Here is a 26,464-nt window from a genome sequence, read left to right as displayed (position 1 = left end):
GTTAAAAGTGCCTTCGCGCTAATTTGATGCTTATGTGAAGAGCAAGCTCGCTCTTGGGGGCGAGAAAAATTGAGTCTCGAGAGAAGGGATTGTCCTGGGCGATTCATCTGCTAACTTCAAGTTCTGGTGGTTTGGGCTTTGAATGAAAGGGTACACCTTTTATCCATAATTTCAATGCTTGCCAATGAATGCGGAAAATGACACCTAAACTCATCAAAGGGTAACGGAGCATTGCCGCAATGATATTAGCTCGACTAAGTGGGCGGCTAGTGCCGCTAATGCTGGTATTGATGAGGGGTAGGCCGTCCTCATGGAGTTCAATGCGATAAACACTGTTTTTCCTGCTACTGCTATCCTGAGGAAACAAGAAGCGGAAATGGTATTCACCCCTTACCTCGCAAAATGGAGAAACATGAAATACTTTCTTGCTAGTAAGCGTTTCGCCTGAGTGCAACTCCTCGCCTGAATCTTTGTGCAGTAAGTAGCAATGACGTTCGCCAAAAGTATTATTTACTTCTGCAAGTACCGCTTGTACTTTGCCATCGGCTCGAGTGCAGATCCAGAAACTCACTGGATTGAAGACATACCCCAAGACCCTTGGAAAGGTTTGCAACCAGATTTCACCGTTTATATGTGGGACTTGGTTATCAGCAAGAATTTTTTCGATCCAGGCAAGGCTATCCGCCTCTCCTAGGCCATGGTCTTTATCAAAAAATGCACATAACCCCCAGCGGTTATCGCTAAGGCCGCCATCTTCGAGTAAATTTGGATTGGCCTTACGAGCGCGCATTGGAATAGATACAGTGAACACTCCATAGCCAAACGCATTTCTAGCTGGCCGCATGCGCTGGTGCTTAACTACCCCAAAGTTGATCTTTGCTTTCGACATTAACTATCTTGTTTGACCTTAATAGGCTGACGAACACTTTCAATGAGAGCCTCTGCAACTAGTTCACCGGAGCGCAAGCCATCCTCATGAAAACCAAAGCCCGTCCAAGCACCGCAATACCAAATGGATGATGAGCCTTGAATCAAAGGGAGCTCCTTCTGAGCTTGGATTGCACTCATATCAAAGACAGGATGCGAATAGTGAATCTCTTGATGCACTAGTTTCGGATCCGGCTCTTCGGAAGGATTTAGGCTGACAATAATTTGTACATCTTTGAGTTGGTCTGGAAGCGGTTGCAAGCGATTAATTAAATAATTTACGCTGACGTGTTGCCTTGCATTTGGCTGATCACCAGATTTAGCGGTGTAGTTCCAGGCAGCCCAACAACGTTTTGCCTCTGGCAAGAAGTGGGTGTCTGTATGTAAGATGGCGCGATTTTTTTGATAGGGAATAGCTGCCAAAATATTTCTGGCTTGCTGATCAATGCCATGAACTAGGTCTAGCGTTTGATCGCTGTGACAAGCCATGATGACTTCATCAAAGTAGGCTGAGCCGGCCTGAGTGATAACTTCCACTTGACCACTATCATGACCTGCATTAACTCGCAGAACACATTCGCGCTTGATGATTGCGCCATGTTTTTCTATCGCAGCAACAATTCGTTTTACGTACTCGCGCGAACCGCCCTTGATGGTTAGCCATTGTGGGCGATTTTGAATTTGCAAAAGACCATGGTTATGACAAAAACGCACCATGGTTTGAATGGGGAATTCAAGCATCTGCTCGACTGAGCATGACCAGATTGCGCCAATCATCGGCAGGAAATAATTTTCTTTAAAGCTTTGACTGAAACGGTGACGTTTTAAAAAATCTGCAATTTTTTCATCTGGTTCTTTGTACTGGTGGCCGGCATCAATTTGCTCTTGGGCTAGCTGAGTTGCTAAACGGTTAAAGCGCAAGATGTCATAAGCCATGTGCCAAAAAGAGGGGGACAGAAGGTTGGAGCGCTGACCAAAAAAAGAATTGATGTCGTTGCCTGCCCACTCAATCTTTTTATTTGAGCCTGACTTTAAAGAGGCATCAATTGAAACAGAAAAAGACATCTCTGAAGGGGCTACAGGGGCTTTAATTTCCTCGAATAGTCGAACTAGGCGGGGATATGTTTTGCGATTGAAAACTAGAAAGCCAGTATCCACACCGTGGGTTACTTTGTCCCCATTGATGTTGTAAGTGAAATCTACTGTATTGCTATGACCGCCAATATGATCACCCGATTCATATAGGGTAATTTCAAATTCAGGATGTTGTCTTAAAGCGTATGCACAACCCAGTCCAGAGATACCTGCGCCAATGATGGCAATTCGTTTTTGACTCACTGGGCCTTTTCTCCTAAAAGCTTTTCAATTTGATTGGTGATACTACTGCTAGTTGGCTTGGTCATGCTGCCGTAAGAGTCAATCACATTACCATTGCGATCTATCAAGTACTTATAAAAGTTCCATTTAGGTGTTGTACCAGTTTTGGCAATCAACATCTTAAATAAAGGATTTGGGTTGCTGCCTGAGACTGCGCTTTTAGAAAACATTGGGAACTTCACGTCATAGGTGTTTTTACAAAAATCGGCAATGTCTTTATTGCTACCCGGCTCTTGTTGTCCAAAATCATTAGAAGGAAAGCCAAGCACTACAAAACCTTGGTCTTTATATTTGGCGTAAATCTTCTCAAGACCCTCGTATTGACTTGTAAACCCGCAGAAGCTGGCTGTATTTACTACCAGAATGACTTTGCCTTGGTATTGGCAAAGGTTTTGTGGTGCCTCATCCTGTAAACGGGGGAAGGTATGAGAGAGGAGTGGGCTGCAGCTGCTTGCGGCATTGGCAATTTGCAGGCCGGATAGGAGGGCGCATAAGCCAAAGAGCCAATTCATTAGATTGCGGTGCATATTGCGCCTTTAAATTTCACTAGGTAGAGGCCAAGTCTAAGACATTCTGGCTAATATCGCTGGCATTACAAAATTGCCATTAATATTGAGTTATGAGCCAGTTACTGCCACCCTCTTTCGAAGCCAAAGTTTGTCCACCGGATGAGCTTGCGGTTCGCTTAGCAAGTCTACCAAGGCCACTAGTATTTACTAATGGAGTCTTTGATATTTTGCATCGCGGACATGCCAGTTATTTAGCTCAGGCACGTGCTTTGGGTGCTAGTTTGGTAGTGGGCGTAAATTCAGATGCTTCGGTCAAGATGCTGGGCAAAGGAGATGACAGGCCTATTAATACAGAGGCCGATCGTCAGGCTTTGTTGGCAGCGCTGGAAAGTGTGGATATGGCTGTGTTGTTTACCGAACAAACTCCAGTCAACTTAATTGAAAAAATTCGTCCTGATATTTATGTCAAGGGCGGAGATTATGAAATCGATACCTTAGCAGAGACTCATCTAGTAAAAAGCTGGGGCGGTAAGGCGGTTGCCATACCGTTTTTGTATGAGCGCTCCACCACAAGTCTATTGGGTAAGATTCGCTCTTAAATATTTTGCAGTAGCCACGCCCAAACGCCGCGAAGTACTAAGCCCTCAGTTTGTTCAATCGGCCAACTCTGCAAGTCAGATTTTTTTATTTGAGCAAGAAGAACTTTTGCATTGCCACCATCAAGCCAAATTCTTTCAACTGGATGATTTAATTTTTTTGCCTGTAACAACGCGTAGTGAATGGCGCCAATCTGAGCTGCATCACATCCACCAATAATGGCTTCATTAGTTGTAGTTCCAAATTCTTGCTGAGATTCTTCACGAATTGCTAAAGGAAGTTGTGCGGTTTTGCTTTGCAGGCTTTCTTGCATTAGCCCAAGGCCAGGCAAAATCCACCCGCCGTAATGCACGCCATTAGATCCAAGCAAGTCAATCGTAGTCGCGGTACCGGCATTCACAACCAGGGTGTTATTAGTGGATAAGGCACGGGCGCCAATGAGGGCTGCCCAGCGATCGGCACCGAGCTTACTAGTATCTTGATAAAGGCTACGCATCCCCGAGAATGTGCCGTCACCTTTTAATTGCTGCCAATTCAAATCACTCCATTGCGGAAATAATGACTTGAGATTGCTGATAGCCTCTTCCCCTGCTACACAGCTAAAGCCAATAGCATCCGGCTTTGGAAGCGTCTTCGCAATATAGTCGGCTAATTCATTTCGATGCTCTGCTGATTGCAAAGACTTACTACTAATAGAGCCCGAGTAAGCCCACAACTTCTTTTGTTGAGCGTTTGGATTTTGATTGGATTCCACAGCCGCCCATTTGAGGCGTGTATTGCCAACATCAAAGAATAAATAAAGGCTCATGATTGAATCCGTAATGAGACATCACCCGCATGAATGGCGATCGTTTTGTTTTCTTGTTGCAATAGTAATGCTCCGGATTCATCAATACCTTTTGTGATGCCGTATATAGCATCTTTACCAGCGCCTGAAATGCAAACAGCTTGATCTCGATATGCATCCCACTTCATCCATGACTCCATGTATGGTTTAAATCCATATAGATCGAATTCAATGAGATGTTGCTCAAGCGAGGCTATTAATTTCAACCAAAGGTATTCGATATCCGGTAGCGAGTCTGTAATCTGGCTAAGAGAGCTCGCTCTGAATCCACCATCTAGACTAGCCTCAATTTTTTCTGCATTACGTAAGTTGATACCAACCCCAATAATCATCCAGGTTGAATCACCAGCTTTTGCTTGGCCACCTTCAATCAGAACGCCAGCGAGTTTGGCGTTATTGAGCAATAAATCATTTGGCCACTTTAGGCGAAGACCTAATTCGTGAAGTTTTGATTCGCTGAGGTCGCATGCTTGTGCAATCCCGGAGATGACAGCTAGGCCAACTAGCAAACTCAAACCGCTCAGCTCTGCAGGGGTTCTTTTAAAAGGAAACGCTAAAGAAAAGCAAAGGGAGTCTTCAGGATTGGCTAGCCATGATCGACCGGCCCTTCCTTTGCCTGCTGTTTGTTTGTGGGCAATGCGCGCCACTGGATCGATTAACTCTCCGGCGCGCCAACGCTCCAAAAGATCATCATTGGTCGATCTGGTCTCGATAACGCGCTCAAGTATGCAATTTGCAGTCATTCCGCCATTGTAGAAAGGTCTGACCTAGAATTGTGGGATGGATCAAAAAGATCAACGACCGCGGAAGTTGGTATGGCCTTTACAGGCTATGCCATTAGCTAGGGCTATGAGCCTAAGTTACGCGCTCCTGATTGTCTATGTGAGTCTTAATCCCTTTGATTTTGATTTCCGCAACGGTATATCTGCCTGGGCATGGTTGGATGCCCCTTTGCCTCGTTTTATTACTTTGTTTGATGTGGCAGTCAATATCCTTGCTTATATCCCCTTTGGGTTTTTGGTGATGTTTGCTGCCTACCCACGTTGGCGTAACTTTGTAGCCCTGGCTATCGCTCTTGGCTTGAGTGCTGCGCTTGCCCTAGGTGTAGAGACCCTGCAATCTTGGTTGCCTACACGCATCCCCAGTCAGATGGATTGGTGGGCGAATGTCTTGGGGGGTTTATTGGGTGGCTTATTGGCCATTCCATTAGGTCCGCAGTGGCTCTCTGGTAGCGCTATTCGCCGTCGTTTTGACCAATGGTTTGGCTTGAATTGGGCAGCGTGCGCATTATTTTTATTGTTTCCATGGTCGCAAATTTATCCTCAAAGCTCTTGGCTCGGAACAGGCGTTTGGGGGCATGCCATATTTGGCTCAGTAGATTGGGGTACTTGGGTGATTAATCATGTAGCTCAGGAGGCGGTGATTACTTCGCTATGTTGGCTCGGCGTTGCTTTGTTGCTGTCGCTCGGGTTGCGGGCTAAGGCGCCTCAGTGGCGCATCCTCAATGGGCTATTGGGTTTGACGGTGCTCATCAAGATTTTGTTTACAGCACTTCAGTTTGGCGCTGAATTTAGTTTGAATTGGTTAACTGCAGGGGCCCTATGGGGAATGGTGCTGGGTAGTATCTTATTAAGGTGGGCACTAAAGTTGGAGCCAGAGCTTAAATTTTGGCTAGCTTTGACCTGTTTAGTGGGCACTACATTAGCGGTCAACATATTGCCTGACAATCCCTACTTCATTCTGACGCTAAGACATTGGTATCAGGGGCGCTTATTGCACTTTAATGAGCTCATGCAGTGGGTTTCAGTAGTATGGTTACCTCTAGCGCTAATTTGGATGCTTCGCAGTGCTAGGGAATTTAAATCGAAACATTGATGAATATAATTTTTCTATGAGTTTTTCACACCACCTATTTTTTTGCTTAAATCAACGCAGTAATGGCGAAGACTGCTGTGATCAGCACAATGCTTTTGCGCTATTTGATTACGCTAAAAAAAGAGTTAAAGAGCTTGGACTTGCAGGCCCAGGAAAGATTCGCGTTAACAAGGCTGGGTGCTTAGATCGCTGTGCTGATGGTCCTGTCATGGTCGTTTATCCACAGGGTGTTTGGTACACCATGGTTGACGTAGATGATGTTGAAGAAATTATCCAATCACATTTAATTGCAGGTCGCCCGGTTGAGCGCTTGCAGTTGGCTTAGTGATTTAAATGATTGAAAGTGTTTTATGAATAGCCGTACAAAAGTAATTCATATTGAAGGTATTGTTGGATCAATGGAGATGTCGATTGATCTTCCTGATGAATTAAAAAATGATCCTAACTTTGCAGTCCGTGGCCTAGCGATCGTTGCTCATCCACACCCTCTAATGGGTGGAACGATGGATAACAAGGTTGCACAAACCATGGCGCGTGCATTTAACCAATTGGGTTATGTTAGCGTGCGTCCAAACTTTCGTGGTGTGGGCGGAACTCAAGGTGTGCATGACGATGGCGTTGGCGAGCTAGAAGATTTACTACACGTGACTGACTGGATGCGTACTCCATCAAGCTGGGGCGAATTTGAGGCGACTGCAAATCAAGCTTGGGCAGCGAGCGCGAATACTTTGCCATTGGTTGTTTCTGGTTTTTCTTTTGGAAGTTTTGTTGGCAGTCATTTAGTACAAAGGCTTTCAGAGCTGGGGCGCCCGGCTGAACGGCTTGTGATGGTAGGTAGCGCTGCTGGCAAGTGGACGCTGTCTCAAGTTCCTGCGGATACGATATTGATTCACGGCGAACTAGATGAAACGATCCCACTGATTGACGTCTTGGATTGGGCGCGCCCACAAGAATTAACAGTGCAGGTAGTTCCTGGCGCTGATCATTTTTTCCACCGTCGCTTACATTGCATTCGCAACATCATTACAGGTGCTTGGCTGGGCATGCCAGATCACCGCAAATAATTACAAATCAAATTAGATATAGAGAGTCAAAGCATGGCTGAAGAAAAGTCTTTAATTGAGTACCCCTCAATGTTTCCAATCAAGGTGATGGGTAAAGCAAACCCTGAATATCTCCCTGCGATCATTCATATTGCCAAGCAATTTGATCCTACGTTTGATGAAAGCAAGGTAGAGCAACGTCCATCTAAAGATGGAAATTACTTGGGAATTACTTTGCCAATTACTGCGACTAGTCGTGAGCAGTTGGATGAGCTCTATAGAACTTTATCTACCCATCCATTAGTTAGCGTCGTTCTCTAATTTATTGATGACGGCTTTGGTAAAACAACTTGGATTGGCGGATTACGCATCGACGTATGAGGCAATGCAAGCATTTACAAAGGCGCGTACTGGCGACACGCCGGATGAGATTTGGGTCTTAGAGCATTCCCCCGTGTTTACTTTAGGCTTAGCTGGTGATGCGGGGAATTTGCATTCGCCGAGTAATCAAATTCCTCTGGTGCAGGTTGATCGCGGTGGCGAGATTACTTATCACGGGCCAGGCCAAATTGTTGTTTATCTTCTGCTGGATCTCAGGCGCCTTGGAATTTTCGTCAAGGAGCTGGTCTCTCGAATAGAACAAGCGGTGATTGATACCCTGGCCGATTTCGGCATTCAGGCTGAAAGACATCCAGGTGCCCCAGGAATTTACGTCTCTGAGCAGCCAGGAGTGCCCCCGGAGTGGATTGGCGCCAAGATCGCTGCATTGGGTCTCAAGGTCTCCAAAAGCTGCTCCTATCATGGTCTTGCCTTGAATGTGGCAACCGATTTGGAAGCTTTCAAGCGTATCCACCCTTGTGGTTATGAGGGTTTAAAGACGGTTGATATGCAAACCCTTGGGATCAAGGACAATATAGACACTATTAGCCAAAGGCTTTTGCAGCATTTACAAAAGCAACTCATGCCATCATGACAACGAATAAGCCTGACACCAACACTCCAATTGAGGGTCGCCAAGATCTCAATTACGACGCATCACGTAAGCAAAAATCAAGCGAGAAGACTGCGCGTATTCCAATCAAGATTGTTCCGCTAGAACAGGTGCTCAAAAAGCCAGATTGGATCAGGGTTAAGGCCGCGTCTAATAATTCACGCTTTTCTGAAATTAAAAAGATTTTGCGCGAGAACGAGTTGGTCACCGTTTGTGAAGAAGCGAGCTGCCCAAATATAGGTGAATGCTTTGGTAAAGGCACAGCAACTTTCATGATCATGGGTGATAAGTGCACGCGTCGTTGTCCATTTTGCGACGTAGGTCATGGAAGGCCGGATCCTCTCGATGTGAAAGAGCCTGCTAATTTGGCCCGCACTGTTGCCGCGCTAAAGTTGAACTACGTCGTTATCACTAGCGTTGATCGTGATGATCTTCGTGATGGTGGTGCAATGCATTATGTGGATTGCATTTCTCAATCGCGTGCTCTTTCGCCCAATACCCGCATTGAAGTATTGGTGCCAGATTTTCGCGGTCGCCTTGATAAGGCCTTAGATATTTTTGCTGAGCACGCTCCAAGTGGTTTACCGGACGTGATGAATCACAATCTAGAAACAGTACCTCGTTTGTATAAGCAAGCTAGACCTGGTGCTGATTACCTCCACTCTTTAAAGCTTCTGAAAGACTTCAAAGAGCGTTTCCCGCACGTACCAACCAAGAGTGGTTTGATGGTGGGTCTAGGCGAAACGGATGATGAGATTTTGGAGGTCATGCGCGATATGCGTGAGCACAATATCGATATGCTCACGATTGGTCAGTACCTCGCTCCTTCCGGACATCATTTGCCGGTGACGCGTTATGTTCACCCCGACGTCTTTAAGATGTTTGAGGAAAAGGCTTATGAAATGGGCTTCTCCCATGCGGCAGTAGGCGCTATGGTGCGCTCAAGCTATCACGCAGATCAACAGGCGCATGGAGCTGGGGTTGTTTAGAGGGATTACAAAAGCCGCTACTTTATTGGCGGCTTTAGTTTTTCTTATTGCATGCAGTCCAAAGTTAGATTGGCGAACAGTCCAGTCTCCACAAGAGCGATATACCGCTTTATTCCCTGGTAAGCCGGATAAATTAGACCGACGCATTCCCTATCTTGATCAAGAGTTTTTGCAGGTTCTTGAAGCGGTAAAAATTGATGATGATATTTATTCGGTTAGTACTATTCAGTTACCAGCAAATCAAAGTGCATCACTAAGTAAGCTTCTTTCGCAATTGCAGGCAAATTTAATTGATAGGGCAAAAGCATCCGGCGGAGATGTCGCTGTTGAAGATGCATTTTATAAAACTGCTGATAAACAGCGTTTATCAACCAAAGATTATTTTATTGATTTGAAATCCAACGGAAAATCACAGCAACTCATGCGTGTTCGTTGGATTAATCGAGTTGCACCAAATGGAGATAGTTGGATTTATCAGATCTCAGTGCTGCATACGAGTGCAGCGACAGAAAATGCAAAAACATTTTTTGCCAAAGAAGAGTATGAAAATTTCTTTACTGACTTCGTGCCAGAATAATCCGAAGACTTTAAGATTGAATCTACTGCAGCAACTTACTATTACTGTTTTTCTAGTGCCGCTACCTTAGCTTCTAGTACTTCTAATTTCTCACGTGTCTTAGCAAGTACCTTGCTTTGTAGTTCAAACTCTTCGCGCGTGACCAAGTCCATTTTCTGAAATCCTTGATTCATCATGGCGCGTACATTCTTTTCAATCTCTTGAGCTGGTGAATTGCGGATCGCATCGCCAACTTTATTCTGCATATCGCTAGCGATACGTTGGATTTGTTCGAGGATTTCGCCTGGTTTTTGCATTATGGGGATTCGCAGTTCTATTGAGAGTTGCAGAAAAGATACACATTGGTATTTTAAGTTGTATGGGTAAAAATGCCTAAAAAGGGGTTAAAACCTGAAAAATGACCCGAATTCACCTATAGGGTGCAGTCTGAAGCACCAAAAAAGTGCATAAGCATTAAATAGGGGAATTGGGCCAAAGTCAAAAAAGCCCATCCCTTCATGATCACTCCATGCAATAAGCATTTATCCCTTTTTTCATGACCACTTAGGAGTTTTAAATGAAAACAATTCAAAAGACAGCCATTGCTCTAGCAGCATCTGGTTTATTTGCAACCGCAGCATTTGCACAAACAGCCCCAGCGGCTGCTGAAGCTCCTGAAGCTAGTCCAGTTACAGCAAACGTTACGATTACTAATGATTATCGCTATCGTGGTATCACCCAAACAAATTACCAACCAGCGATTCAAGGTGGCTTTGACTACGCTCATGAGAGCGGTCTCTATATTGGTAACTGGAACAGCACAATTAACTGGGTTTCCAATACCACTAACAACGGTATCAAAGCACCAATTGAAATGGATTTCTATGGCGGCTTCAAGAAAGAGTTAATTGCTGAAGGTTTTGCCTCCGACTTTGGTGTGTTGCAGTACTACTATCCACAAACTGGTGGTAACTACAACAATCTTTTGCTTAACCCAAATACAACTGAACTTTATGTTGCTCAAAATTTCACATTTGGTCCGGTAACTGGTTTTGGTAAGGTTAACTATGGCCTCACCAATATCTTTGGTATTCCTAACAGTACAGGGTCATATTATTTAGATTTAACTTCAAATTTGGACACAGGAATTTGGGGTCTTAGTTTGAATGGCCATATTGGTTACCAACATGTTGCTGGGCAGCCAGGCGTATCTAATGGTGTTAGCACTGCTGGTTTAGGAACTCTGAGCTACACCGATTGGAAATTGGGTGTTACTAAAGATTTTGGCGCAGGATTATCTGCTTCTGCGTCATACGTCAGCACCAATGCAAATCCGTACTGGTGGAATACATGGACAGCTCCTAATGCCGGCTTTCAAAGTTCTGCCGGTCGTGGCGGTGCTGTAGTAGCCCTCACAAAAACTTTCTAATTTCCACTCTGAACGGAGAAACGTATGAAATTAATTACCGCAATCATCAAGCCATTCAAGCTTGACGAAGTGCGCGAAGCTCTCTCGGAAGTGGGAGTTTCGGGCATTACCGTCACTGAAGTCAAAGGCTTTGGTCGTCAAAAAGGTCACACTGAGTTGTATCGCGGTGCTGAGTATGTTGTCGACTTCTTGCCTAAAGTAAAAATTGAAGCTGCTGTTGAAGATGGCATCTTGGAGCGTGCGATTGAAGCAATTGAAAAATCTGCACGTACAGGCAAGATTGGTGATGGCAAGATTTTTGTCTCACCAGTTGAGCACGTCATTCGTATTCGTACCGGTGAAACCGGCGCGTCAGCACTTTAAAGAGAGGTTCAAAATGTTAACTTGGATGAAACGACTCGTTGCTGGTGGTGCTATGGCCTTGGCCATTGGTACTACTGGTGTAATGGTTACTTCACCAGCGCATGCTGATGAAGTTAAGAAGCCAGCTGTAACAGCGCCTGCTGCGACTCCTGCTGCTGCAGAGCCTGCTCCAGTTCTTTGCTCTGAAAAGTGCAATAAGGCTGATACAGCTTGGTTGCTAGTATGTACCGCATTAGTAATCCTAATGACTTTGCCTGGTTTGGCTTTGTTCTACGGTGGCTTAACAAGAAGTAAGAACATTCTTTCTGTACTCGTACAGTGCATGTTTATCTTTTCATTGGTAACGGTCTTGTGGTCACTATATGGCTATAGCTTTGCATTTAGCGAAGGCGGGGCATTTATTGGTGGATTGGATCGCTTGTTCTTGCAAGGCATGAACCCAGATTCAGTAGCGGCTACCTTTAGTAAAGGTGTTGTTATTCCTGAGTTTGTATTTATGGCTTTCCAAGCTGCGTTTGCAACGATTACTTGCTGCTTGATCGTTGGTGCGTTTGCAGAGCGTGCAAAGTTCTCCGCGATCATTTTGTTTGTGATTCTCTGGTTTACTTTCAGCTACTTACCAATCGCTCACATGGTTTGGTTCTGGCCAGGTCCTGATGACATCAAAGATGCAGCTTCACTTGAAGCAATTACAGCACGTGCTGGTTGGTTGTGGCAGAAGGGTGTTCTCGACTTTGCTGGCGGTACCGTTGTTCATATCAATGCTGCGATCGCAGGTTTGGTTGGCTCATACGTAGTTGGTAAGCGTTTGGGTTACGGCAAAGAAGCTATGAAGCCACACAACTTGGTGTTCGTCATGATTGGCGCTTCACTCTTGTGGTTTGGTTGGTTTGGTTTCAATGCTGGTTCAGCCCTCGAAGCAAACGGCAGTGCAGTACTAGCTTTCGTAAATACATTATTGGCAACGGCTGCTGCAGTATTGGGCTGGTCATTTGCTGAGTGGATTACAAAAGGCAAGCCATCCATGTTGGGTGCTGCTTCTGGATGCGTAGCTGGTTTGGTTGCTGTTACTCCTGCCGCTGGCTTTGTTGGTCCAATGGGTGCGCTCGCTATCGGTGCTGCTGCTGGCGTAGTTTGCTTGTGGGGTGTTTCTGGTCTCAAGAAGATTTTGGGTTCAGACGACAGCTTGGACGTATTCGGCGTGCATGGCGTTGGCGGTATCTTAGGTGCATTGTTGACAGGCGTATTTGCTGATCCAGCACTCGGCGGAACAGGTATCTGGGACTATGTAGCAAATGCTGTTGCCCCTGATTACTCTATCGTTAGTCAGCTTTGGATCCAAAGCCAAGGCGTGATTGTGACTTTAATTTGGTCTGGCGTGGTTTCTTTCATTGCCTTCAAATTGGTCGATATCGTGATTGGTTTGCGTGTCAAGGAAGATCAAGAGCGCGAAGGCCTCGATATCAGCTCACATGGTGAGTCTGCCTACGAGTCTTAATCTGTAATTTACCCCTCACTGGGCGGCTGTGGTTAGCTGCCTAGTTTTAAGCGCGGGATCCTCGGATCCCGCGTCTTTCTTTTAATAATCTTACAATGGTGGAATGGTTCCACATCTCATTACTGCACTCAGCGGCCCTTTGCTCGAATTAGAGTCAAAGGTTCTAGAAGCGACCCCAACCATTGAGCGTTGGTTCAGGTTGGAATGGCAAGAGCACACACCGCCTTTTTATTGTTCAGTTGATCTGCGCAATTCTGGGTTTAAGTTGGCGCCAGTAGATACCAATCTATTTCCTGGTGGGTTTAATAATCTATCTCCGCAGATGTTGCCTTTAGCTGTGCAAGCTGCAATGGCTGCTATTGAGAAGATTTGTCCGGAAGCAAAAAACTTATTGTTAATTCCGGAGCGTCACACTCGAAATACTTTTTATTTACAAAATATTGCCCGCTTGTCTTCGATTTTGCGTCAAGCAGGTTTGAATGTTCGCCTCGGAACTTTCTCCGAAGAAATTAAGAAGCCAACTTGGATTGAATTGCCTGATGGCAATCGCCTGTTGATGGAGCCTCTTTCCCGGCTTGGGCTAAAGAAGCAACGTTTAGGTTTAAAAGATTTTGATCCCTGCTCGATCTTGTTGAATAACGATTTATCTGCAGGCATTCCTCCGATTCTGGAAAATATTTACGAACAATATCTATTGCCAGGCCTGCATGCTGGCTGGCACGTTCGTCGGAAATCGAATCACTTTGCCGCTTATGAAGAGGTCGCAAAGAAATTTGCCAAAGTGGTTGATATCGATCCTTGGATGATTAACCCCTATTTTTCAAGTTGCTCAAATATTAATTTTCATGAGCGTAAGGGTGAAGATGAGCTGCAGACTGCAGTTGAACAAGTGCTGAAGAAGACTGCCAAAAAATATCGTGAATACGGTATTAAAGAGAAGCCATATGTCGTTGTGAAAGCGGATGCAGGAACCTATGGCATGGGCATCATGGTGGTAAACGATCCCGCACAGCTAAAGGGTTTGAACCGCAAAGATCGCAATAAGATGAGTGTGGTTAAAGAGGGTCTTGAGGTCAGTGACGTGCTGATTCAGGAGGGTGTCTATACCTTCGAAAAGGTTAACGAGGCAGTTGCTGAGCCAGTGGTGTACATGATTGACCGCTACGTCATTGGCGGCTTCTATCGCGTTCATACTGATCGTGGTCCAGATGAAAATCTCAATGCACCTGGCATGCACTTTGTGCCGCTGGCATTTGAGCAAAACTCTATGCCTGATTTAGGCGCTAAGCCAGGTAGTGCGGCACCTAATCGCTTCTATTTATATGGCGTGGTTGCCCGTTTAGCCCTTCTTGCTGCATCATTGGAGCTAGAGCGCACCGATCCCAACGCCGAAGCTGCATAAATGAAACGCTAATCTCTCAATAGAAAAAATGGACTTTCTTTTTATTGCAGACCCTCTTGAGTCTTTCAAGATTCACAAAGATTCCACGCTGGCAATGATGCGCGTTGCGCAAGAAGCTGGACATCGTTTATGGTTTTGTCAAAGTAGAAATGTTTTATGGCGAGATGATTTTGTTGTTGCTGATTGCCATGCCTTAGCAATTAAACCAAGCTCTACGAATTGGTATGAGTTGGGTGATATAGAGTCGCGATCACTTAAATCTTTTTCTGCTGTTCTCATGCGCACAGATCCACCATTTGATATTGAGTATCTCAATACAACTTGGTTGTTATCGGCTGCAGTTCGTCAAGGCGCAAAAGTATTTAATGAGCCGAGCGCGGTGCGTGATCACTCTGAAAAACTGTCTATTACTGAATTTCCTGAGCTTATTCCGCCTACCTTGGTAACGCGTGAATTGGATGCTGTAGAGCGCTTTCACCAAACTCACCGAGATATTGTGATTAAGCCCTTGGATGGTATGGGGGGCATGGGCGTATTTAGGGTTGGTGCCGACGGTCTTAATCTCGCTAGCATTGTCGAAACGCTTGGGGAAAATGGTGCTAGGACGCTCATGGTTCAGCGCTTTCTTCCAGAGATTGCCCAGGGCGATAAGCGAGTGCTATTAATTGGTGGCAAGGTAGTGCCGTTTGCATTGGCACGTATTCCACAGGGCAATGAAATTCGCGGCAATTTAGCGGCTGGTGGTAAAGGGGTTGCCATGCCTTTAACTGAGGGTGAAAAAAGGGTTGCCGAAAAATTGGCCCCAATACTCAATCGGCGTGGATTATTCTTAGTTGGACTGGATTTAATTGGAGGCTATCTCACTGAAATTAATGTGACTAGCCCCACTTGTTTTGTTGAAATTACCGACCAAAGTGATTTTAATGTCCCGCAATTTTGGTTGGCAACACTAGAGAAAGCATTGGCATAAATATGGCTGGAATTGTCATCGTTGCTCATACACCTGTTGCGAGCGCAATGTTGGGCTTTGCAGAGCATGCTTTTGGCGTAGTGCCAGAACGCGTGCGGGCGGTTGATATTCCTCCCTATGAAGATACCAAGGTGAGCTTCGATCGCGTGCTGAAAGCGGCTTATGGCGTAAATACCGGTAACGGCGTCCTTATCTTGACTGATGTCATGGGCGCCACTCCTGCGAATGTCGCATCTAAGCTTGAGGCGCTGGGCCCCTTATCGGGATTAAATGCGCCCGTGGTTGTGTTGGCCGGACTTAATCTCCCTATGTTGATGCGTTGCATCTCTCACCGTGGTGAGGGTTTAGAAGAGCTCGCGCAAAAAGCGCTTGCTGGTGGGCAGCATGGAATTTTGCGCCTCGGTTCAAAAGTAAATCAAGAGTAAAGAGGGCTCATCTCACAATGCCTACCGCAGAAATTGAAATCATTAATAAGTTGGGTTTGCACGCACGCGCTTCTGCAAAGCTTTCTCAATTAGCCGCACAGTTTCCCTGTGAAATACTCTTGTCACGTAACGGGCGTCAAATTAATGCCAAGAGCATTATGGGTGTCATGATGTTGGCAGCTGGAATTGGTAGCACCATCACTCTTGAGACTGTAGGCGAGAAAGAAGATGAAGCCATGCAGGCTCTGACAGCTTTGATTAATGATCGCTTTGGCGAAGGTGAGTAATTAGCATGACATTTGCTTTGCACGGAATTCCAGTATCAAAGGGCATTGCTATAGGCAAGGCCGTACTGATATCTCGTGCAGCATTAGAAGTGAGTCATCATCTGGTTGAGGCCGGTAAAGAAGAGGCTGAAGCTCAAAAGTTGTTGGATGCGTTTGATCAGGTACGTTTAGAGCTCGAGCAATTACGTCAAGGCTTACCTAAAGATGCACCTCAAGAGATGGCGGCATTCTTAGATGTGCACGGCATGATATTGGCTGACCCTGCGTTGGCTGAGAAGCCGATTAAGTTAATTCGTACCCAGAGATTGAATGCAGCTTGGGCTTTAACAACTGAGCTCAATGATCTATTGGAGCAATTTGCAGATATTGAGGATGCATATCTAAAAGAGCGCGCAAATGATATTCGGCAGGTTGCTGAGCGCGTGATTAAGGCATTAAATGCCCAGAAAAAAGATTCCTTAAATGATTCAGATTTCTTGCCTGGAAGTGATATTGGGGTTGAATCGATCATTGTTGCCCATGATATTGCTCCGCACGACATGTTGCGTTTTAAAGAGCATGCTTTTACAGGTTTTGTAACGGACCTTGGTGGTAAGACCTCCCATACCGCTATTGTGGCTCGAAGCATGGAGATTCCTGCGGTAGTCGGCGTGCGTCATGCGAGTGAAATGATTCGTCACGGCGACTGGCTCGTATTGGATGGCGAGCGAGGTGTTGTGGTTGTCGCTCCTGATGAGCAACTGCTAGCCGAATATCGAAAATTACAAACTCAGGTTTTAAAAGAAGCTCGCAAGCTCCAGCAGTTAAAACATGCCAAAACTGAAACGGCTGATCGCGTTCAGATTGAGTTGTTCGCTAATATTGAGTTGCCAGAAGATGCTATTCAAGCGGTGAAGTTGGGTGCAGTAGGTGTTGGCTTGTTCCGCTCCGAATTTTTATTCATGGATCGCAAACAGGCTTTGCCAGACGAAGAGCAGCAATATCAAGAATACCGCCGAGTAGTAGATTTGATGCATGGCTTGCCGGTGAATATTAGAACGATTGATGTGGGTGCTGATAAGGCTTTAGGCGGCGGCGGAGACGTTTCGCAGACAGGCACTTCACCACTAGGTTTGCGGGCGATTCGCTGGTCTTTAACAGAGCCTGAAATTTTCTTAACGCAGTTAAGGGCAATCTTGCGTGCGTCGGCGCATGGTCAAGCGCGCATCATGATTCCAATGTTGGCGCACGCTAAAGAAATTGATGAAACATTTAGGTTGATTGAAAAAGCAAAGCAGCAATTGCATCAGCGTGGCAAAGCATTTAATCCGAATATTCAAGTCGGCGCCATGATTGAGATTCCGGCTGCCGCTTTAGTGCTACCTTTGTTTATTAATCGCTTTGATTTCCTATCTATTGGTACTAACGATTTAATTCAGTACACCTTGGCGATTGATCGGGCAGACCATTCAGTTGCACATCTATATGATCCACTGCATCCGGCCATATTGAACCTATTGGCAAATATCATTGAGCAAGCTAAACGCGCAAATGTGCCTGTGGCTGTTTGTGGTGAGATGGCTGGTGATCCTGCATTAACCAGGTTATTACTGGCGCTGGGCCTGACCGATTTTTCAATGCACTTTAGTCAGTTGCTATTGGTAAAGCGTGAGATCCTACAGGCTAATGTAGGCTTATTAAAGGCTCGTGTAGCAAGAGTATTAAGGGCTTATGAGCCCGAAGAACAAGCGAAAGCTTTGGAGCGCTTACTTTCTTAGTGTCTTAGTGCGCTGAGCCGCACACTGAACACTCACCATTGCGGCTAATGCGGATTTCATCAATCTGAGTTGTCCGCCCATTCCAAAGCAGCATACGCCCCACTAAGGTTTCACCAAAACCAATTAAAACTTGTAGAGCCTGTGCTGCCTGCATGGCGCCAATAATTCCCACCAAGGGCGAGAAGATACCCATGCTAGAGCAGCTGACTTCTTCAAATTGCTCATCTGGAGAAAAGATGCAGGCATAGCATGGGGACTTTGAGTTGCGTGGATCAAAAACGCTGACTTGACCATCAAATTTGAGGGCCGATCCAGACACCAGTGGAGTTTTGTTTTTAACGCAGGCAGCATTAATCAGATGCCTGGTTGAGAAATTATCTGTGCAATCTAAAACTACATCCACGCTCGGCAATAACTCATCCAGCAGTGAGTTAGTTGCTTTAGCTTGAATGGTTTCGATTTGTATCGAGGAATTAAGTCGCTCTAGAAATTCTTTTCCGGAGGCAACTTTGCTTTTACCAATACTGCTTTCAGCATGCATGATTTGGCGCTGTAAATTTGTCAGCTCTACTGCATCATGATCCATCAGGGTGATGTGACCTACTCCTGCTGCTGCCAAGTAAGGCGCGGCCGCACTGCCCAGGCCGCCAGCTCCAATTACTAATACGTGTGCATTAAGCAGTTTTTCTTGGCCAACAACATCAATTTCTTCCAGCAATAAATGCCTAGAGTAGCGAAGTAACTGCTCGTCATTCATTTGCTGGCCGTAAGCTAAAAATTATTCAAGCTTAGATGATGAGCGCTTCACAGGCTGGCCATTAATAAAGGCCACTGCTTGAGAAAGCATGAAATCATCTGCGCTGCCAAGCTCTGGAGGCTTCTTATTTTTATCTTTCTCTTTTTCCTCAGGAGTTTTCTTCGCATTTTTTTCTTCAATGCGTTGCAACTCTTCGAGGCGACGTTGCTCACGATCCTTAATGAGCTTGTCTTCAGCAGATTGTTTGTTGCGCAGATGCTTCTCGCTATCAATCTCGCGAGTGATCAAAACATCATCAGGATCACCATCTTTATTTTGGTCTACTGGAATGTCTGGTTTAACGCCAAAAGCCTGAATCGATTTACCGCTAGGGGTGTAGTAGTAAGCGGTAGTAATTTTGAGCGCTGAATCATTGGTCAGAGGGCGAACGGTTTGTACGGAGCCCTTACCAAAGGTCGTTTTGCCGATAATGGTTGCGCGTTTGTAATCCTGAAGTGCGCCAGCCACAATCTCAGAGGCTGAGGCGGAATAAGCATTTACCAACACCACCATAGGCAACTTCTTGAAGATGGCTGGTACGCCCGCTAGTGGGTCGCCAGACTCATTCAAGCGGTACATGGCCGGAGTGGCATTGAATACTTGCTTCGAATCTGGGGATTGGCCTTTGGTGGAGACAATAATGGCATCTGATGGCAAGAATGCGGCCGCAACCCCTACAGCGCCTTGCAATAAACCGCCGCCATTGTTACGAAGGTCAAGAATGATGCCTTTAAGTTTTGGGTCTTGGTTGGCAATATCAGTTAATTTTTTAGCAAGATCAGGAACGGTGCGCTCCTGAAAGCTAGTGATACGTACCCAAGCAATATCGTTGTCAAGAATTTTAGTTTTGACTGATTGAACTTTAATTTCTGCACGAGTGATTGTTACTGGAAAGCTACGCTCTTCACTCTTACGAAATACTGTCAAAGTAATTTTGGTGCCCGGTGTGCCACGCATAGTGCGGACAGCTTTGTCGAGAGACATACCGCGTACTGGCTTGTCGTCTAAACGTGTAATTAAATCTCCTGCCTGCAGACCTGCACGGGCAGCTGGGCTATCTTCAATTGGATTTAATACCTTCACCACACCATCTTCAGATGTAATTTCAATACCGAGACCAGCAAATTTTCCAGACGTTTGTTCCTGCATTTCTGAAAAATCTTTTTTGTCCAAGAAGGTGGAATGCGGATCAAGACTGCTTACCATTCCTTTGACAGCATCTGTCAATAATTGTTTATCTTCAATCGGCTCCACATACTCGCGTTTAATCTGTGCAAAGACATTGGACAGTGTGCGCAGTTCATCCAGTGGGAGCTGGGCGCCTTGCTGGGCGGTCGCGGAGAGCTGGATCGTAGCTGCAACTCCAGCAATAAGACCAACTGCGATCAGTGCAAAATTCTTCAGAAATTGGCGCATAGCTCTTTTGTTTTAATCCAAATAAAAGTGTTGAATAGGCTTAAGGTCATCGTCTAATTCGTAAACCAGTGGGATGCCATTTGGAACGTTGACTTCCATAATGTCTTCATCAGACATTTGATCTAAATACTTAATGAGAGAGCGAATGCTATTGCCGTGAGCAACTAATAAAACGCGCTTACCAGCTTTGAGTGCTGGAGCAATCGATTCATTCCACAATGGCAAGACACGCTCAACGTTATCTTTCAGACACTCGCCCAATGGAATATCAGTTGTATTGAGTTTGGAGTAGCGCGGATCATTTTTGGGGTTGCGCTCATCTTCATTTTCTAGCAATGGTGGACGCACATCATATGAGCGTCGCCAAATATGGACTTGCTCGTCCCCATATTTTTGAGCAGTCTCTGCTTTGTTGAGTCCGGTGAGGGCGCCATAGTGACGCTCATTCAGTCGCCAGCTATGAACAACCGGCAACCACATGAGGTCCATGGTGTCTTGAACATTCCAGAGGGTGCGAATAGCGCGCCTTAAAACAGAGGTATAGGCAATATCGAATTCATAGCCTGCTTTTTTGAGGTTTGCACCTGCTGCTAGGGCCTGCTCTGCGCCTTTTGGGGTTAAGTCAACGTCCGCCCAGCCAGTGAAGCGGTTTTCAAGGTTCCAGGCGGATTCGCCATGACGAATAAGGACAAGTTGTTTCATAGAGCCATTCTATAATCCGGTGATGAACTTTCTCACGCAAATTGATAATTTAGCGCTAATCGCCCTCCTACTGGTTTCGGGCGCAGCGCTTTTCCTACCGACATTATCTACGCTTATTGGCGGAAAAGGCTTGTCGCCTACAGAGGCAACAATTTGGATTAATCGTCGCAAAGCGTATGTGCTTGATCTGCGTTCCGAGGAGGAGTACAAAACTGGGCACCTCCCTGGCGCTAAATTTGCCAATTCTTCCGCCTTGACCGCCGCAATTGAAAAGCTGAAGTTAGACCGTAAGCTGCCTGTTGTCCTAGTTTGTGACACTGGCAATCAATCCCGCAAACTACTTGCTGAAGCTCAAAAGTTGGGTTTTGTAGAGGTGGGTGTACTGGATGGTGGTGTACAGGCTTGGAAAGCAGCAGCCCTTCCTTTGGTGAAGTAAGGAGAAATAATGCCTCCAGTAACGATGTACAGCACCCAGGTTTGCCCATATTGCGTCATGGCAGAAAAGCTATTGCACAAAAAAGGCGTCGCGAACTTAGAGAAGATTTTGATTGATCGTGATCCATCTCAGCGAGAGATCATGATGACCCGCACTGGTCGCCGCACAGTCCCGCAAATTTATATTGGCGACACCCATGTAGGTGGCTATGACGACTTAGTTGCATTGGATCGCGCCGGCAAGCTCGATCCTTTGTTGGCTTAATAGATTAAACATACAAAAGAAAGTTAGTAATGACTGAACAATCCTCAGCACCCCAAGAGAGCATCGAACAATCTAAAGAGCCTGGATTTCGTATTCAGCGTATTTATCTAAAAGATTTATCGCTTGAGCAGCCAAATGCACCACAGATTTTGTTGGTTGCATCTGAGCCACAAGTGCAAGTAGAGATTGATATTTCCGTTGCTCCTTTAAGCGAAGGAATCTTTGAGGTGGCTTTGAGCTCTACTGTGACTGCTAAGGTGGATACGAAAGTATTGTTCTTGGTTGAAGCTAAACAAGCAGGTATTTTTGAGTTCAGCAACATCCCTGTTGAACAAATTGATCCAATGCTCGGCATTGCTTGCCCAACTATTTTGTATCCATACTTGCGTTCAAATATCGCTGACATTATTAGTCGCGCAGGTTTCCAGCCAATTCATTTGAATGAAATTAACTTCCATGGCATGTATGAGCATCGTTTGATGCAGGCTCAACAAGAAGCCGCCACAAAAGATGGCGCAGCAACTGAAAGCAAGCCTCACTAAGTTTTTAAGTGAGCCCACAGATCATGAAAGTGACACTGCTTGGTGCTGGCGCTTGGGGAACGGCGATGGCCGCACAGGCTACTCGCCATCTCAATGAAGGTGATGTCTGTTTGTGGTCTCGTAGCCAGCAGCAATTACAAGATATTCAAAAGAGCGGTGAAAACCGAGCCTATCTTTCAGGTATTCAATTACCCGAGGGATTAAAACTCGAGAGCGATTTTGCTGCTGCGATTAAAAGACTTTCGAGCGATGATCTTTTAGTCATTGCTACGCCAATGTCTGGGCTTTCTGAAACGATTGCTCAAGTCTTAAAAGTTGCCGAACACCCCCTCAATATTATTTGGTTATGCAAAGGCTTAGAGCCTGATACTGCTTTGTTGCCGCATCAAGTGGTAGAGCGTGAAAGCAAAATTCACTCACATGGCATAACGCATTCGTATGGCGCCTTGTCTGGCCCTAGCTTTGCACGTGAGGTTGGCGCGGGCATGCCTTGTGCCTTAACTGTCGCAAGTAAATCTGCAAAACTTTGCGAAGTTGTTCAAGCCGCCTTCCATCACGGCAATATGCGCGTTTACTCAAGTGATGATTTGATCGGCGTTGAATTGGGTGGCGCTATTAAGAACGTCTTGGCTATCGCCGCAGGTATTGGTGATGGTTTAGATTTAGGTCTGAATGCCCGCGCCGCAGTCTTGACACGTGGTTTGGCAGAAATGATGCGCCTAGTAAAGGCTGCTGGTGGCAAGTCTGAAACTTGTATGGGTCTAACTGGAGTCGGCGATTTAATTTTGACCGCAACAGGAGATCTATCTCGTAATCGTCGCGTTGGTCTTGAGCTTGCCGCTGGAAAATCATTGTCCGAAATACTTGCTAGTCTTGGTCACGTTGCTGAGGGCGTACTGTGCGCTCAAGCTGTTGGAGACTTAGCCAAACGTCTTGGTGTAGAGATGCCTATTACCGCCATGATGGGCGAAGTACTATCTGGAAAATTAAAGCCACATGATGCCGTTAAGAAGCTCATGGGGCGCGATCCCAAAATCGAATCCTAAGCGCAGTTCTCAGGTCAGCTTGTTATTGACCACCAGCAAGGCCATTTTGGCGCCATGCTTCATACACAACGATTGCCACTGTATTGGATAGATTTAAGCTGCGACTACTATCTTGCATTGCAAGACGCATGCGATTAGTAGCTGGGATGGAATCTCTTACTTCATCTGTAATGCCTTTGGTTTCAGAACCAAATACAAAGTAATCATTAGGCGAATATTTGCCCTCATGAAATTTTCCTGACCCCTTGGTGGTTAATGCAAAAAGATGTTCAGGGTCGGGATTTTCATCTTTTAAAAACTGCGCCCAATTTTGATGAACTTTTACTCTTGCAAATTCGTGATAGTCCAAGCCAGCTCTGCGAAGCTTTGCATCCTCCATCGGGAATCCAAGAGGCTCTATTAGATGTAATTTGGCACCAGTGTTTGCACAGAGGCGAATGATGTTCCCGGTATTGGGGGGAATTTCTGGTTCGAATAAGACGATATTAAACATGTTGCACTCTTTCGATTGGTCGCGCAGCCCTGAGAAGTACCCAATTGACTACGCGAGATACGCCATTGTCCTTCAGAACGCGGGCAATTTCATTTAGGGTTGCTCCGCTAGTCATGACATCATCAAATACGATGACCGTTTTATCTTGAATTTGCTCGATGTATTTTGCTTCAATATAGAACATTCCTTTAATGGATAGATGTCGGTCTTCAAGATTGCTTCCAGCCTGGTGTTCTGAATAATGGTGACGCTTCAGTATGTAGGGTGATTTCTGAATATGCCGCCCACATTGAATTCGTTTAGTAATTTCCCAGCTTTGATTAAAGCCACGTTGCGCCAACTTTTGGATGCTTAATGGAACAGGTAGCAAATAACTTGAGTCAATGTGTTCAAGTTGCGAAGAGATAAGTATGTTCCAGGCGCTGCTGAGTGCATGGCCATAAGCAATGCGTTTTTGGTATTTAAACTCATGCAATGCTGATTGAAGAATGCCTGTGTAACGATCTAAGCAATAGGTTTCATCAAAGTAGAGTTCAGATATTTGGCAGAGTGCGCAATATTGCTGGGCAATTTCTTCGGCCTGAAGTGTGATGCCACATTGATAACAGCACTGATAGTTAAACAAGCCTTCATCTCGCAAAGCGTCTAAACAGTTATTGCAAATAGAGCGCTGCTGAAACTGCTGACAAGCAATACAAGCCGTTGGTAAAAGCCGGTCACAAATCGCTTCAAAAATGTTCTCTGGAAATTGCATGGGGCGCTGAGTATACTGAGCCAATGACCCAGCCCATCAGATGGTTACAAGACGAAATTGCAGATCGCATGCTGCAAAAGTTAGACATCGTTAAGCTCGATGTAAAAGATATTTTGATAGTGCCGGACTTTCCCGGAAAGCATTTGAATACATTTGCTAAGCGCTACCCAAGGGCGCGCCTAATTAGCCTCGTAGATGAGAGTGTTTCAGGTTTTGCAATGTGGCGCGCTAAAGCAGTCACACATTGGCGTTCACTATTTGGGGCTCGCACTAGTTCTTTAGCCAGTTACACATCGTCGGGAAAATTTGATCTTTCTGATAATTCTGTTGATTTGATTTTTAGTGATCTTCTATTGCACGATCTGGCAGAGCCTAAGCAATTTCTACACGAGTGCTGGCGCGTCCTGCGTGAGGGTGGATTAATTGCGTTTAGCTATCTGGGCCCCGATACCGGGAAAGAGTTGCGTTCAATATCCCTTGTAGAGTTAAAGCTGAAAAATCTATTAAGCCCTTGGGACATGCACGATATGGGTGATGCATTGCTTGCAGAGCGATTTTCGGATCCGGTAATGGACATGGAGTACCTAACCTTAGACTATGAAAACAGTGCCTTATTGTTGGTGGATATCAACGCCCTCAAATTGATCCATTCCACCCCCTTAGAAGCTTCAGAATTGAGTGTTTTGCCGCAAAAACTCACTTTAGAGGTGGTTTATGGGCATGCCTGGGCGATTGGAAAACATCTGGCGAAGGCCAAAGACAGCGTGGCCTATATTGATCTAAATCAAATTGGACGCAAGACTAGGCCAGATTCTGCTTAAGTGTAAGTACTCACTATCATTTTAACCTTCGTCAAGATTGGATCAGGCTGGGTTATCCCTGTTTGTTGTTACGCCTAATTAACCCTATAATCACGGCAGGATGTATTGGCTTGAGACCGTTTTTTGGGCAATTCGCGGCATTTTTGTCGCTTTGCTCACGACAATAAACAGAGAATAAGATGAATTTATTTGGAAAAGTCACTAGGGCTTCGCTCTATTTCGTAGCTGCTTTTGGCGCTGCATTTGCACATGCAGCAGAGAACATGCCTGGTGGCCCAGCTGTTAATCAGCTGAATTTCACAGCTCCTGCTACCAAAATCATGCAAGAGATCCATTGGTTGCATTGGATGATGTTGGTAATTTGCGCTTTAATTTTTATTGGTGTTTTTGGAGTGATGTTCTATTCCATTTTGAAGCACCGCAAATCATTGGGTCACAAATCAGCGTCTTTCCACGAGAGCACCACTGTTGAAATTATTTGGACAGTCATTCCATTGCTCATCGTGATCGGTATGGCGTTGCCTGCAACAAAAACAGTTGTAGCAATGAAAGACACTACTAACTCTGACATCACTATTAAAACTACTGGTTATCAGTGGAAGTGGGGTTACGACTACATCAAAGGTGAAGGTGAAGGCATTAGCTTCCTATCCACTTTGTCTACTTCACGCGAAGCAATTAATAACTTGGCACCAAAATCAAATACCTACTTGATGGAAGTAGATAATGAAATGGTTGTGCCAGTTGGCAAAAAGATTCGTTTGATCACTACAGCAAATGACGTTATTCACGCTTGGACAATCCCAGCCTTTGGCGTAAAGCAAGATGCGATTCCAGGCTTCGTTCGTGATACCTGGTTCAGGGCTGAAACTATCGGCACTTTCCGCGGTCAGTGCTCTGAGCTTTGCGGTGCTGAGCATGCATTTATGCCTATCGTTGTGCGTGTAGTTTCACAAGATGACTACACCGCTTGGGTTGCTCAGAAGAAAAAAGAAATGGGCGCTGCTGGCGATGATCCATCAAAGGTTTACACCTTGGATGAGCAAAAAGAGCGTGGTGCAAAAGTTTACGCAGCAAACTGCGCAGCTTGTCATCAGCCTAACGGTAAAGGTGCAGGCGCTTTCCCTGCATTGGATGGTAGCAAGATGGTATTGGGCCCTAAAGCTGCTCAGTACAACATCTTGATTAACGGTAAAGGCGCAATGCCGAAATGGGCTGGCGTGATCTCTGATGGCGATATCGCTGCAGTGATGACTTATACACGTAACGCATGGGGTAATAAGACGGGTGAAGTGATTCAGACCCAAGACATTATTACTGCGCGCGGCAATTAATTCAGATTAACAAATACA

The 26,464-nt window shown here is 45.5% G+C and carries 33 protein-coding genes; 22 read left to right on the top strand and 11 right to left on the bottom strand.

The features are described from left to right. Positions 1 to 103: 103 nt before the first annotated feature. The 3 genes from ICN10_RS04035 to ICN10_RS04025 are packed head-to-tail and all read right to left on the bottom strand — an operon-like array spanning position 104 to position 2,816. On the bottom strand, positions 104 to 889 hold the full coding sequence (locus ICN10_RS04035) for a DUF1365 domain-containing protein (RefSeq protein ID WP_216212933.1): 786 nt from the start codon (positions 887 to 889) through the stop codon (positions 104 to 106). Then, entirely contained in the window at positions 889 to 2,265 is a 1,377-nt protein-coding gene (locus ICN10_RS04030; RefSeq protein WP_216212930.1) for an FAD-dependent oxidoreductase, read from the bottom strand. Before ICN10_RS04030 ends, ICN10_RS04035 begins: the two co-directional genes overlap by 1 nt. Beyond that, entirely contained in the window at positions 2,262 to 2,816 is a 555-nt protein-coding gene (locus tag ICN10_RS04025) for a glutathione peroxidase (protein WP_255536868.1), read from the bottom strand. The genes ICN10_RS04030 and ICN10_RS04025 overlap by 4 nt, the downstream gene beginning before the upstream one ends. Positions 2,817 to 2,923: 107 nt before the next feature. On the opposite strand from ICN10_RS04025, the gene rfaE2 reads away from it, so the two are divergent. After that, positions 2,924 to 3,412 carry a D-glycero-beta-D-manno-heptose 1-phosphate adenylyltransferase gene (rfaE2, locus tag ICN10_RS04020; RefSeq protein WP_216212924.1) on the top strand — a complete coding sequence of 163 codons (489 nt, stop codon included), beginning with the start codon at positions 2,924 to 2,926 and terminating at the stop codon, positions 3,410 to 3,412. On the opposite strand, the gene ICN10_RS04015 is transcribed toward rfaE2, so the two are convergent. Beyond that, positions 3,409 to 4,218 carry a type III pantothenate kinase gene (locus ICN10_RS04015; protein ID WP_216212921.1) on the bottom strand — a complete coding sequence of 270 codons (810 nt, stop codon included), beginning with the start codon at positions 4,216 to 4,218 and terminating at the stop codon, positions 3,409 to 3,411. The genes rfaE2 and ICN10_RS04015 overlap by 4 nt on opposite strands. Then, positions 4,215 to 5,000 (bottom strand): biotin--[acetyl-CoA-carboxylase] ligase, encoded by a 786-nt coding sequence (locus ICN10_RS04010; RefSeq protein ID WP_216212918.1) that lies wholly within the window; start codon positions 4,998 to 5,000, stop codon positions 4,215 to 4,217. Before ICN10_RS04010 ends, ICN10_RS04015 begins: the two co-directional genes overlap by 4 nt. Before the next feature lie 37 nt (positions 5,001 to 5,037). Here ICN10_RS04010 and ICN10_RS04005 point away from each other — a divergent pair, with 37 nt between their 5' ends. The 7 genes from ICN10_RS04005 to ICN10_RS03975 are packed head-to-tail and all read left to right on the top strand — an operon-like array spanning position 5,038 to position 9,732. After that, positions 5,038 to 6,132, top strand: coding sequence for a VanZ family protein (locus tag ICN10_RS04005; RefSeq protein ID WP_216212915.1), 1,095 nt, complete (start codon positions 5,038 to 5,040; stop codon positions 6,130 to 6,132). A 16-nt stretch (positions 6,133 to 6,148) separates the two neighbouring features. Next, positions 6,149 to 6,457: a ferredoxin gene (locus tag ICN10_RS04000; protein ID WP_216212912.1), complete on the top strand. Its 309-nt coding sequence runs from the start codon at positions 6,149 to 6,151 to the stop codon at positions 6,455 to 6,457. A gap of 25 nt (positions 6,458 to 6,482) precedes the next feature. Further along, positions 6,483 to 7,196: an alpha/beta hydrolase gene (locus tag ICN10_RS03995; RefSeq protein WP_216212910.1), complete on the top strand. Its 714-nt coding sequence runs from the start codon at positions 6,483 to 6,485 to the stop codon at positions 7,194 to 7,196. 33 nt (positions 7,197 to 7,229) lie between these two features. Further along, on the top strand, positions 7,230 to 7,496 hold the full coding sequence (locus ICN10_RS03990) for a DUF493 family protein (protein ID WP_216212907.1): 267 nt from the start codon (positions 7,230 to 7,232) through the stop codon (positions 7,494 to 7,496). A 7-nt stretch (positions 7,497 to 7,503) separates the two neighbouring features. After that, a complete protein-coding gene (gene lipB / locus ICN10_RS03985) occupies positions 7,504 to 8,148 on the top strand; it encodes a lipoyl(octanoyl) transferase LipB (RefSeq protein WP_216212904.1) in 645 nt (214 codons plus the stop codon). Further along, on the top strand, positions 8,145 to 9,155 hold the full coding sequence (lipA, locus tag ICN10_RS03980; protein WP_216212902.1) for a lipoyl synthase: 1,011 nt from the start codon (positions 8,145 to 8,147) through the stop codon (positions 9,153 to 9,155). Before lipB ends, lipA begins: the two co-directional genes overlap by 4 nt. Next, positions 9,136 to 9,732 carry a hypothetical protein gene (locus ICN10_RS03975; protein WP_216212899.1) on the top strand — a complete coding sequence of 199 codons (597 nt, stop codon included), beginning with the start codon at positions 9,136 to 9,138 and terminating at the stop codon, positions 9,730 to 9,732. Before lipA ends, ICN10_RS03975 begins: the two co-directional genes overlap by 20 nt. Before the next feature lie 41 nt (positions 9,733 to 9,773). On the opposite strand, the gene ICN10_RS03970 is transcribed toward ICN10_RS03975, so the two are convergent. Further along, on the bottom strand, positions 9,774 to 10,028 hold the full coding sequence (locus tag ICN10_RS03970; protein WP_216212895.1) for an accessory factor UbiK family protein: 255 nt from the start codon (positions 10,026 to 10,028) through the stop codon (positions 9,774 to 9,776). Positions 10,029 to 10,288: 260 nt separating this feature from the next. On the opposite strand from ICN10_RS03970, the gene ICN10_RS03965 reads away from it, so the two are divergent. The 8 genes from ICN10_RS03965 (at position 10,289) to ptsP (ending at position 17,842) form a co-directional block, all read left to right on the top strand. Then, positions 10,289 to 11,140 carry a TorF family putative porin gene (locus ICN10_RS03965; protein WP_216212892.1) on the top strand — a complete coding sequence of 284 codons (852 nt, stop codon included), beginning with the start codon at positions 10,289 to 10,291 and terminating at the stop codon, positions 11,138 to 11,140. A 24-nt stretch (positions 11,141 to 11,164) separates the two neighbouring features. Further along, on the top strand, positions 11,165 to 11,503 hold the full coding sequence (locus ICN10_RS03960) for a P-II family nitrogen regulator (protein ID WP_011903792.1): 339 nt from the start codon (positions 11,165 to 11,167) through the stop codon (positions 11,501 to 11,503). 13 nt (positions 11,504 to 11,516) lie between these two features. After that, a complete protein-coding gene (locus ICN10_RS03955; RefSeq protein ID WP_216212889.1) occupies positions 11,517 to 13,001 on the top strand; it encodes an ammonium transporter in 1,485 nt (494 codons plus the stop codon). A gap of 103 nt (positions 13,002 to 13,104) precedes the next feature. Then, a complete protein-coding gene (gene gshA, locus ICN10_RS03950; RefSeq protein ID WP_216185360.1) occupies positions 13,105 to 14,403 on the top strand; it encodes a glutamate--cysteine ligase in 1,299 nt (432 codons plus the stop codon). A 28-nt stretch (positions 14,404 to 14,431) separates the two neighbouring features. Then, on the top strand, positions 14,432 to 15,373 hold the full coding sequence (gshB, locus tag ICN10_RS03945) for a glutathione synthase (RefSeq protein WP_216212886.1): 942 nt from the start codon (positions 14,432 to 14,434) through the stop codon (positions 15,371 to 15,373). Between the two features lie 2 nt (positions 15,374 to 15,375). After that, entirely contained in the window at positions 15,376 to 15,798 is a 423-nt protein-coding gene (locus ICN10_RS03940) for a PTS sugar transporter subunit IIA (protein WP_216212883.1), read from the top strand. 17 nt (positions 15,799 to 15,815) lie between these two features. After that, positions 15,816 to 16,085: an HPr family phosphocarrier protein gene (locus tag ICN10_RS03935; RefSeq protein WP_216212880.1), complete on the top strand. Its 270-nt coding sequence runs from the start codon at positions 15,816 to 15,818 to the stop codon at positions 16,083 to 16,085. A gap of 5 nt (positions 16,086 to 16,090) precedes the next feature. Then, positions 16,091 to 17,842 carry a phosphoenolpyruvate--protein phosphotransferase gene (gene ptsP, locus ICN10_RS03930; RefSeq protein WP_216212877.1) on the top strand — a complete coding sequence of 584 codons (1,752 nt, stop codon included), beginning with the start codon at positions 16,091 to 16,093 and terminating at the stop codon, positions 17,840 to 17,842. Between the two features lie 4 nt (positions 17,843 to 17,846). On the opposite strand, the gene ICN10_RS03925 is transcribed toward ptsP, so the two are convergent. The 3 genes from ICN10_RS03925 to gpmA are packed head-to-tail and all read right to left on the bottom strand — an operon-like array spanning position 17,847 to position 20,756. Beyond that, positions 17,847 to 18,599 carry a HesA/MoeB/ThiF family protein gene (locus ICN10_RS03925; protein WP_216212874.1) on the bottom strand — a complete coding sequence of 251 codons (753 nt, stop codon included), beginning with the start codon at positions 18,597 to 18,599 and terminating at the stop codon, positions 17,847 to 17,849. Between the two features lie 21 nt (positions 18,600 to 18,620). After that, a complete protein-coding gene (locus tag ICN10_RS03920; RefSeq protein ID WP_216212872.1) occupies positions 18,621 to 20,054 on the bottom strand; it encodes a S41 family peptidase in 1,434 nt (477 codons plus the stop codon). A gap of 12 nt (positions 20,055 to 20,066) precedes the next feature. Further along, positions 20,067 to 20,756, bottom strand: a complete 690-nt coding sequence (gene gpmA / locus ICN10_RS03915; protein WP_216212868.1) for a 2,3-diphosphoglycerate-dependent phosphoglycerate mutase — start codon at positions 20,754 to 20,756, stop codon at positions 20,067 to 20,069. Positions 20,757 to 20,778: 22 nt separating this feature from the next. On the opposite strand from gpmA, the gene ICN10_RS03910 reads away from it, so the two are divergent. From ICN10_RS03910 to ICN10_RS03895, 4 genes are read left to right on the top strand one after another with little or no spacing between them, the layout of a single operon-like run. Continuing rightward, a complete protein-coding gene (locus ICN10_RS03910) occupies positions 20,779 to 21,192 on the top strand; it encodes a rhodanese-like domain-containing protein (protein WP_216212852.1) in 414 nt (137 codons plus the stop codon). A 9-nt stretch (positions 21,193 to 21,201) separates the two neighbouring features. Further along, entirely contained in the window at positions 21,202 to 21,456 is a 255-nt protein-coding gene (gene grxC, locus ICN10_RS03905) for a glutaredoxin 3 (protein WP_068319680.1), read from the top strand. Between the two features lie 29 nt (positions 21,457 to 21,485). Further along, a complete protein-coding gene (gene secB / locus ICN10_RS03900; protein WP_216212849.1) occupies positions 21,486 to 21,998 on the top strand; it encodes a protein-export chaperone SecB in 513 nt (170 codons plus the stop codon). Positions 21,999 to 22,021: 23 nt separating this feature from the next. After that, positions 22,022 to 23,044, top strand: coding sequence for an NAD(P)H-dependent glycerol-3-phosphate dehydrogenase (locus ICN10_RS03895; protein WP_216215148.1), 1,023 nt, complete (start codon positions 22,022 to 22,024; stop codon positions 23,042 to 23,044). Between the two features lie 22 nt (positions 23,045 to 23,066). On the opposite strand, the gene trmL is transcribed toward ICN10_RS03895, so the two are convergent. Together trmL and ICN10_RS03885 are read right to left on the bottom strand one after the other, a co-directional pair. Continuing rightward, positions 23,067 to 23,537 carry a tRNA (uridine(34)/cytosine(34)/5-carboxymethylaminomethyluridine(34)-2'-O)-methyltransferase TrmL gene (trmL, locus tag ICN10_RS03890; protein WP_216212847.1) on the bottom strand — a complete coding sequence of 157 codons (471 nt, stop codon included), beginning with the start codon at positions 23,535 to 23,537 and terminating at the stop codon, positions 23,067 to 23,069. Next, entirely contained in the window at positions 23,530 to 24,291 is a 762-nt protein-coding gene (locus tag ICN10_RS03885) for a ComF family protein (RefSeq protein WP_216212844.1), read from the bottom strand. Before ICN10_RS03885 ends, trmL begins: the two co-directional genes overlap by 8 nt. Positions 24,292 to 24,314: 23 nt before the next feature. Here ICN10_RS03885 and ICN10_RS03880 point away from each other — a divergent pair, with 23 nt between their 5' ends. Continuing rightward, positions 24,315 to 25,112 carry a methyltransferase domain-containing protein gene (locus ICN10_RS03880; protein WP_255536799.1) on the top strand — a complete coding sequence of 266 codons (798 nt, stop codon included), beginning with the start codon at positions 24,315 to 24,317 and terminating at the stop codon, positions 25,110 to 25,112. A 263-nt stretch (positions 25,113 to 25,375) separates the two neighbouring features. After that, entirely contained in the window at positions 25,376 to 26,446 is a 1,071-nt protein-coding gene (gene coxB / locus ICN10_RS03875) for a cytochrome c oxidase subunit II (protein WP_370626216.1), read from the top strand. Positions 26,447 to 26,464 lie beyond the last annotated feature (18 nt).

It is taken from the genome of Polynucleobacter sp. 86C-FISCH, assembly GCF_018882415.1.
Taxonomy (GTDB): domain Bacteria; phylum Pseudomonadota; class Gammaproteobacteria; order Burkholderiales; family Burkholderiaceae; genus Polynucleobacter.
The sequence above is the reverse complement of the archived record's forward strand: the minus strand, read 5'-3'. Positions and strand labels throughout refer to the sequence as shown.

What these genes read in the sequence shown, in the direction of transcription:
- ICN10_RS03995 (WP_216212910.1), top strand. Translation starts at nt 6,483, where the DNA reads ATGAATAGCCGTACAAAAGTAATTCATATTGAAGGTATTGTTGGATCA.
- rfaE2 (WP_216212924.1), top strand. Translation starts at nt 2,924, where the DNA reads ATGAGCCAGTTACTGCCACCCTCTTTCGAAGCCAAAGTTTGTCCACCG.
- gshB (WP_216212886.1), top strand. Translation starts at nt 14,432, where the DNA reads ATGGACTTTCTTTTTATTGCAGACCCTCTTGAGTCTTTCAAGATTCAC.
- gshA (WP_216185360.1), top strand. Translation starts at nt 13,105, where the DNA reads ATGGTTCCACATCTCATTACTGCACTCAGCGGCCCTTTGCTCGAATTA.
- ICN10_RS03895 (WP_216215148.1), top strand. Translation starts at nt 22,022, where the DNA reads ATGAAAGTGACACTGCTTGGTGCTGGCGCTTGGGGAACGGCGATGGCC.
- ICN10_RS04005 (WP_216212915.1), top strand. Translation starts at nt 5,038, where the DNA reads ATGGATCAAAAAGATCAACGACCGCGGAAGTTGGTATGGCCTTTACAG.
- grxC (WP_068319680.1), top strand. Translation starts at nt 21,202, where the DNA reads ATGCCTCCAGTAACGATGTACAGCACCCAGGTTTGCCCATATTGCGTC.
- lipB (WP_216212904.1), top strand. Translation starts at nt 7,504, where the DNA reads ATGACGGCTTTGGTAAAACAACTTGGATTGGCGGATTACGCATCGACG.
- ICN10_RS03925 (WP_216212874.1), bottom strand. Translation starts at nt 18,599, where the DNA reads ATGAATGACGAGCAGTTACTTCGCTACTCTAGGCATTTATTGCTGGAA.
- ICN10_RS03885 (WP_216212844.1), bottom strand. Translation starts at nt 24,291, where the DNA reads ATGCAATTTCCAGAGAACATTTTTGAAGCGATTTGTGACCGGCTTTTA.
- ICN10_RS03880 (WP_255536799.1), top strand. Translation starts at nt 24,315, where the DNA reads ATGACCCAGCCCATCAGATGGTTACAAGACGAAATTGCAGATCGCATG.
- ICN10_RS03910 (WP_216212852.1), top strand. Translation starts at nt 20,779, where the DNA reads ATGAACTTTCTCACGCAAATTGATAATTTAGCGCTAATCGCCCTCCTA.
- ICN10_RS03990 (WP_216212907.1), top strand. Translation starts at nt 7,230, where the DNA reads ATGGCTGAAGAAAAGTCTTTAATTGAGTACCCCTCAATGTTTCCAATC.
- ICN10_RS03965 (WP_216212892.1), top strand. Translation starts at nt 10,289, where the DNA reads ATGAAAACAATTCAAAAGACAGCCATTGCTCTAGCAGCATCTGGTTTA.
- ICN10_RS04010 (WP_216212918.1), bottom strand. Translation starts at nt 5,000, where the DNA reads ATGACTGCAAATTGCATACTTGAGCGCGTTATCGAGACCAGATCGACC.
- gpmA (WP_216212868.1), bottom strand. Translation starts at nt 20,756, where the DNA reads ATGAAACAACTTGTCCTTATTCGTCATGGCGAATCCGCCTGGAACCTT.
- ICN10_RS04000 (WP_216212912.1), top strand. Translation starts at nt 6,149, where the DNA reads ATGAGTTTTTCACACCACCTATTTTTTTGCTTAAATCAACGCAGTAAT.
- coxB (WP_370626216.1), top strand. Translation starts at nt 25,376, where the DNA reads ATGCCTGGTGGCCCAGCTGTTAATCAGCTGAATTTCACAGCTCCTGCT.
- ICN10_RS03970 (WP_216212895.1), bottom strand. Translation starts at nt 10,028, where the DNA reads ATGCAAAAACCAGGCGAAATCCTCGAACAAATCCAACGTATCGCTAGC.
- ptsP (WP_216212877.1), top strand. Translation starts at nt 16,091, where the DNA reads ATGACATTTGCTTTGCACGGAATTCCAGTATCAAAGGGCATTGCTATA.
- ICN10_RS03975 (WP_216212899.1), top strand. Translation starts at nt 9,136, where the DNA reads ATGGAGCTGGGGTTGTTTAGAGGGATTACAAAAGCCGCTACTTTATTG.
- ICN10_RS03960 (WP_011903792.1), top strand. Translation starts at nt 11,165, where the DNA reads ATGAAATTAATTACCGCAATCATCAAGCCATTCAAGCTTGACGAAGTG.
- ICN10_RS03955 (WP_216212889.1), top strand. Translation starts at nt 11,517, where the DNA reads ATGTTAACTTGGATGAAACGACTCGTTGCTGGTGGTGCTATGGCCTTG.
- ICN10_RS04035 (WP_216212933.1), bottom strand. Translation starts at nt 889, where the DNA reads ATGTCGAAAGCAAAGATCAACTTTGGGGTAGTTAAGCACCAGCGCATG.
- ICN10_RS03935 (WP_216212880.1), top strand. Translation starts at nt 15,816, where the DNA reads ATGCCTACCGCAGAAATTGAAATCATTAATAAGTTGGGTTTGCACGCA.
- trmL (WP_216212847.1), bottom strand. Translation starts at nt 23,537, where the DNA reads ATGTTTAATATCGTCTTATTCGAACCAGAAATTCCCCCCAATACCGGG.
- ICN10_RS03920 (WP_216212872.1), bottom strand. Translation starts at nt 20,054, where the DNA reads ATGCGCCAATTTCTGAAGAATTTTGCACTGATCGCAGTTGGTCTTATT.
- lipA (WP_216212902.1), top strand. Translation starts at nt 8,145, where the DNA reads ATGACAACGAATAAGCCTGACACCAACACTCCAATTGAGGGTCGCCAA.
- ICN10_RS04015 (WP_216212921.1), bottom strand. Translation starts at nt 4,218, where the DNA reads ATGAGCCTTTATTTATTCTTTGATGTTGGCAATACACGCCTCAAATGG.
- secB (WP_216212849.1), top strand. Translation starts at nt 21,486, where the DNA reads ATGACTGAACAATCCTCAGCACCCCAAGAGAGCATCGAACAATCTAAA.
- ICN10_RS03940 (WP_216212883.1), top strand. Translation starts at nt 15,376, where the DNA reads ATGGCTGGAATTGTCATCGTTGCTCATACACCTGTTGCGAGCGCAATG.
- ICN10_RS04025 (WP_255536868.1), bottom strand. Translation starts at nt 2,816, where the DNA reads ATGAATTGGCTCTTTGGCTTATGCGCCCTCCTATCCGGCCTGCAAATT.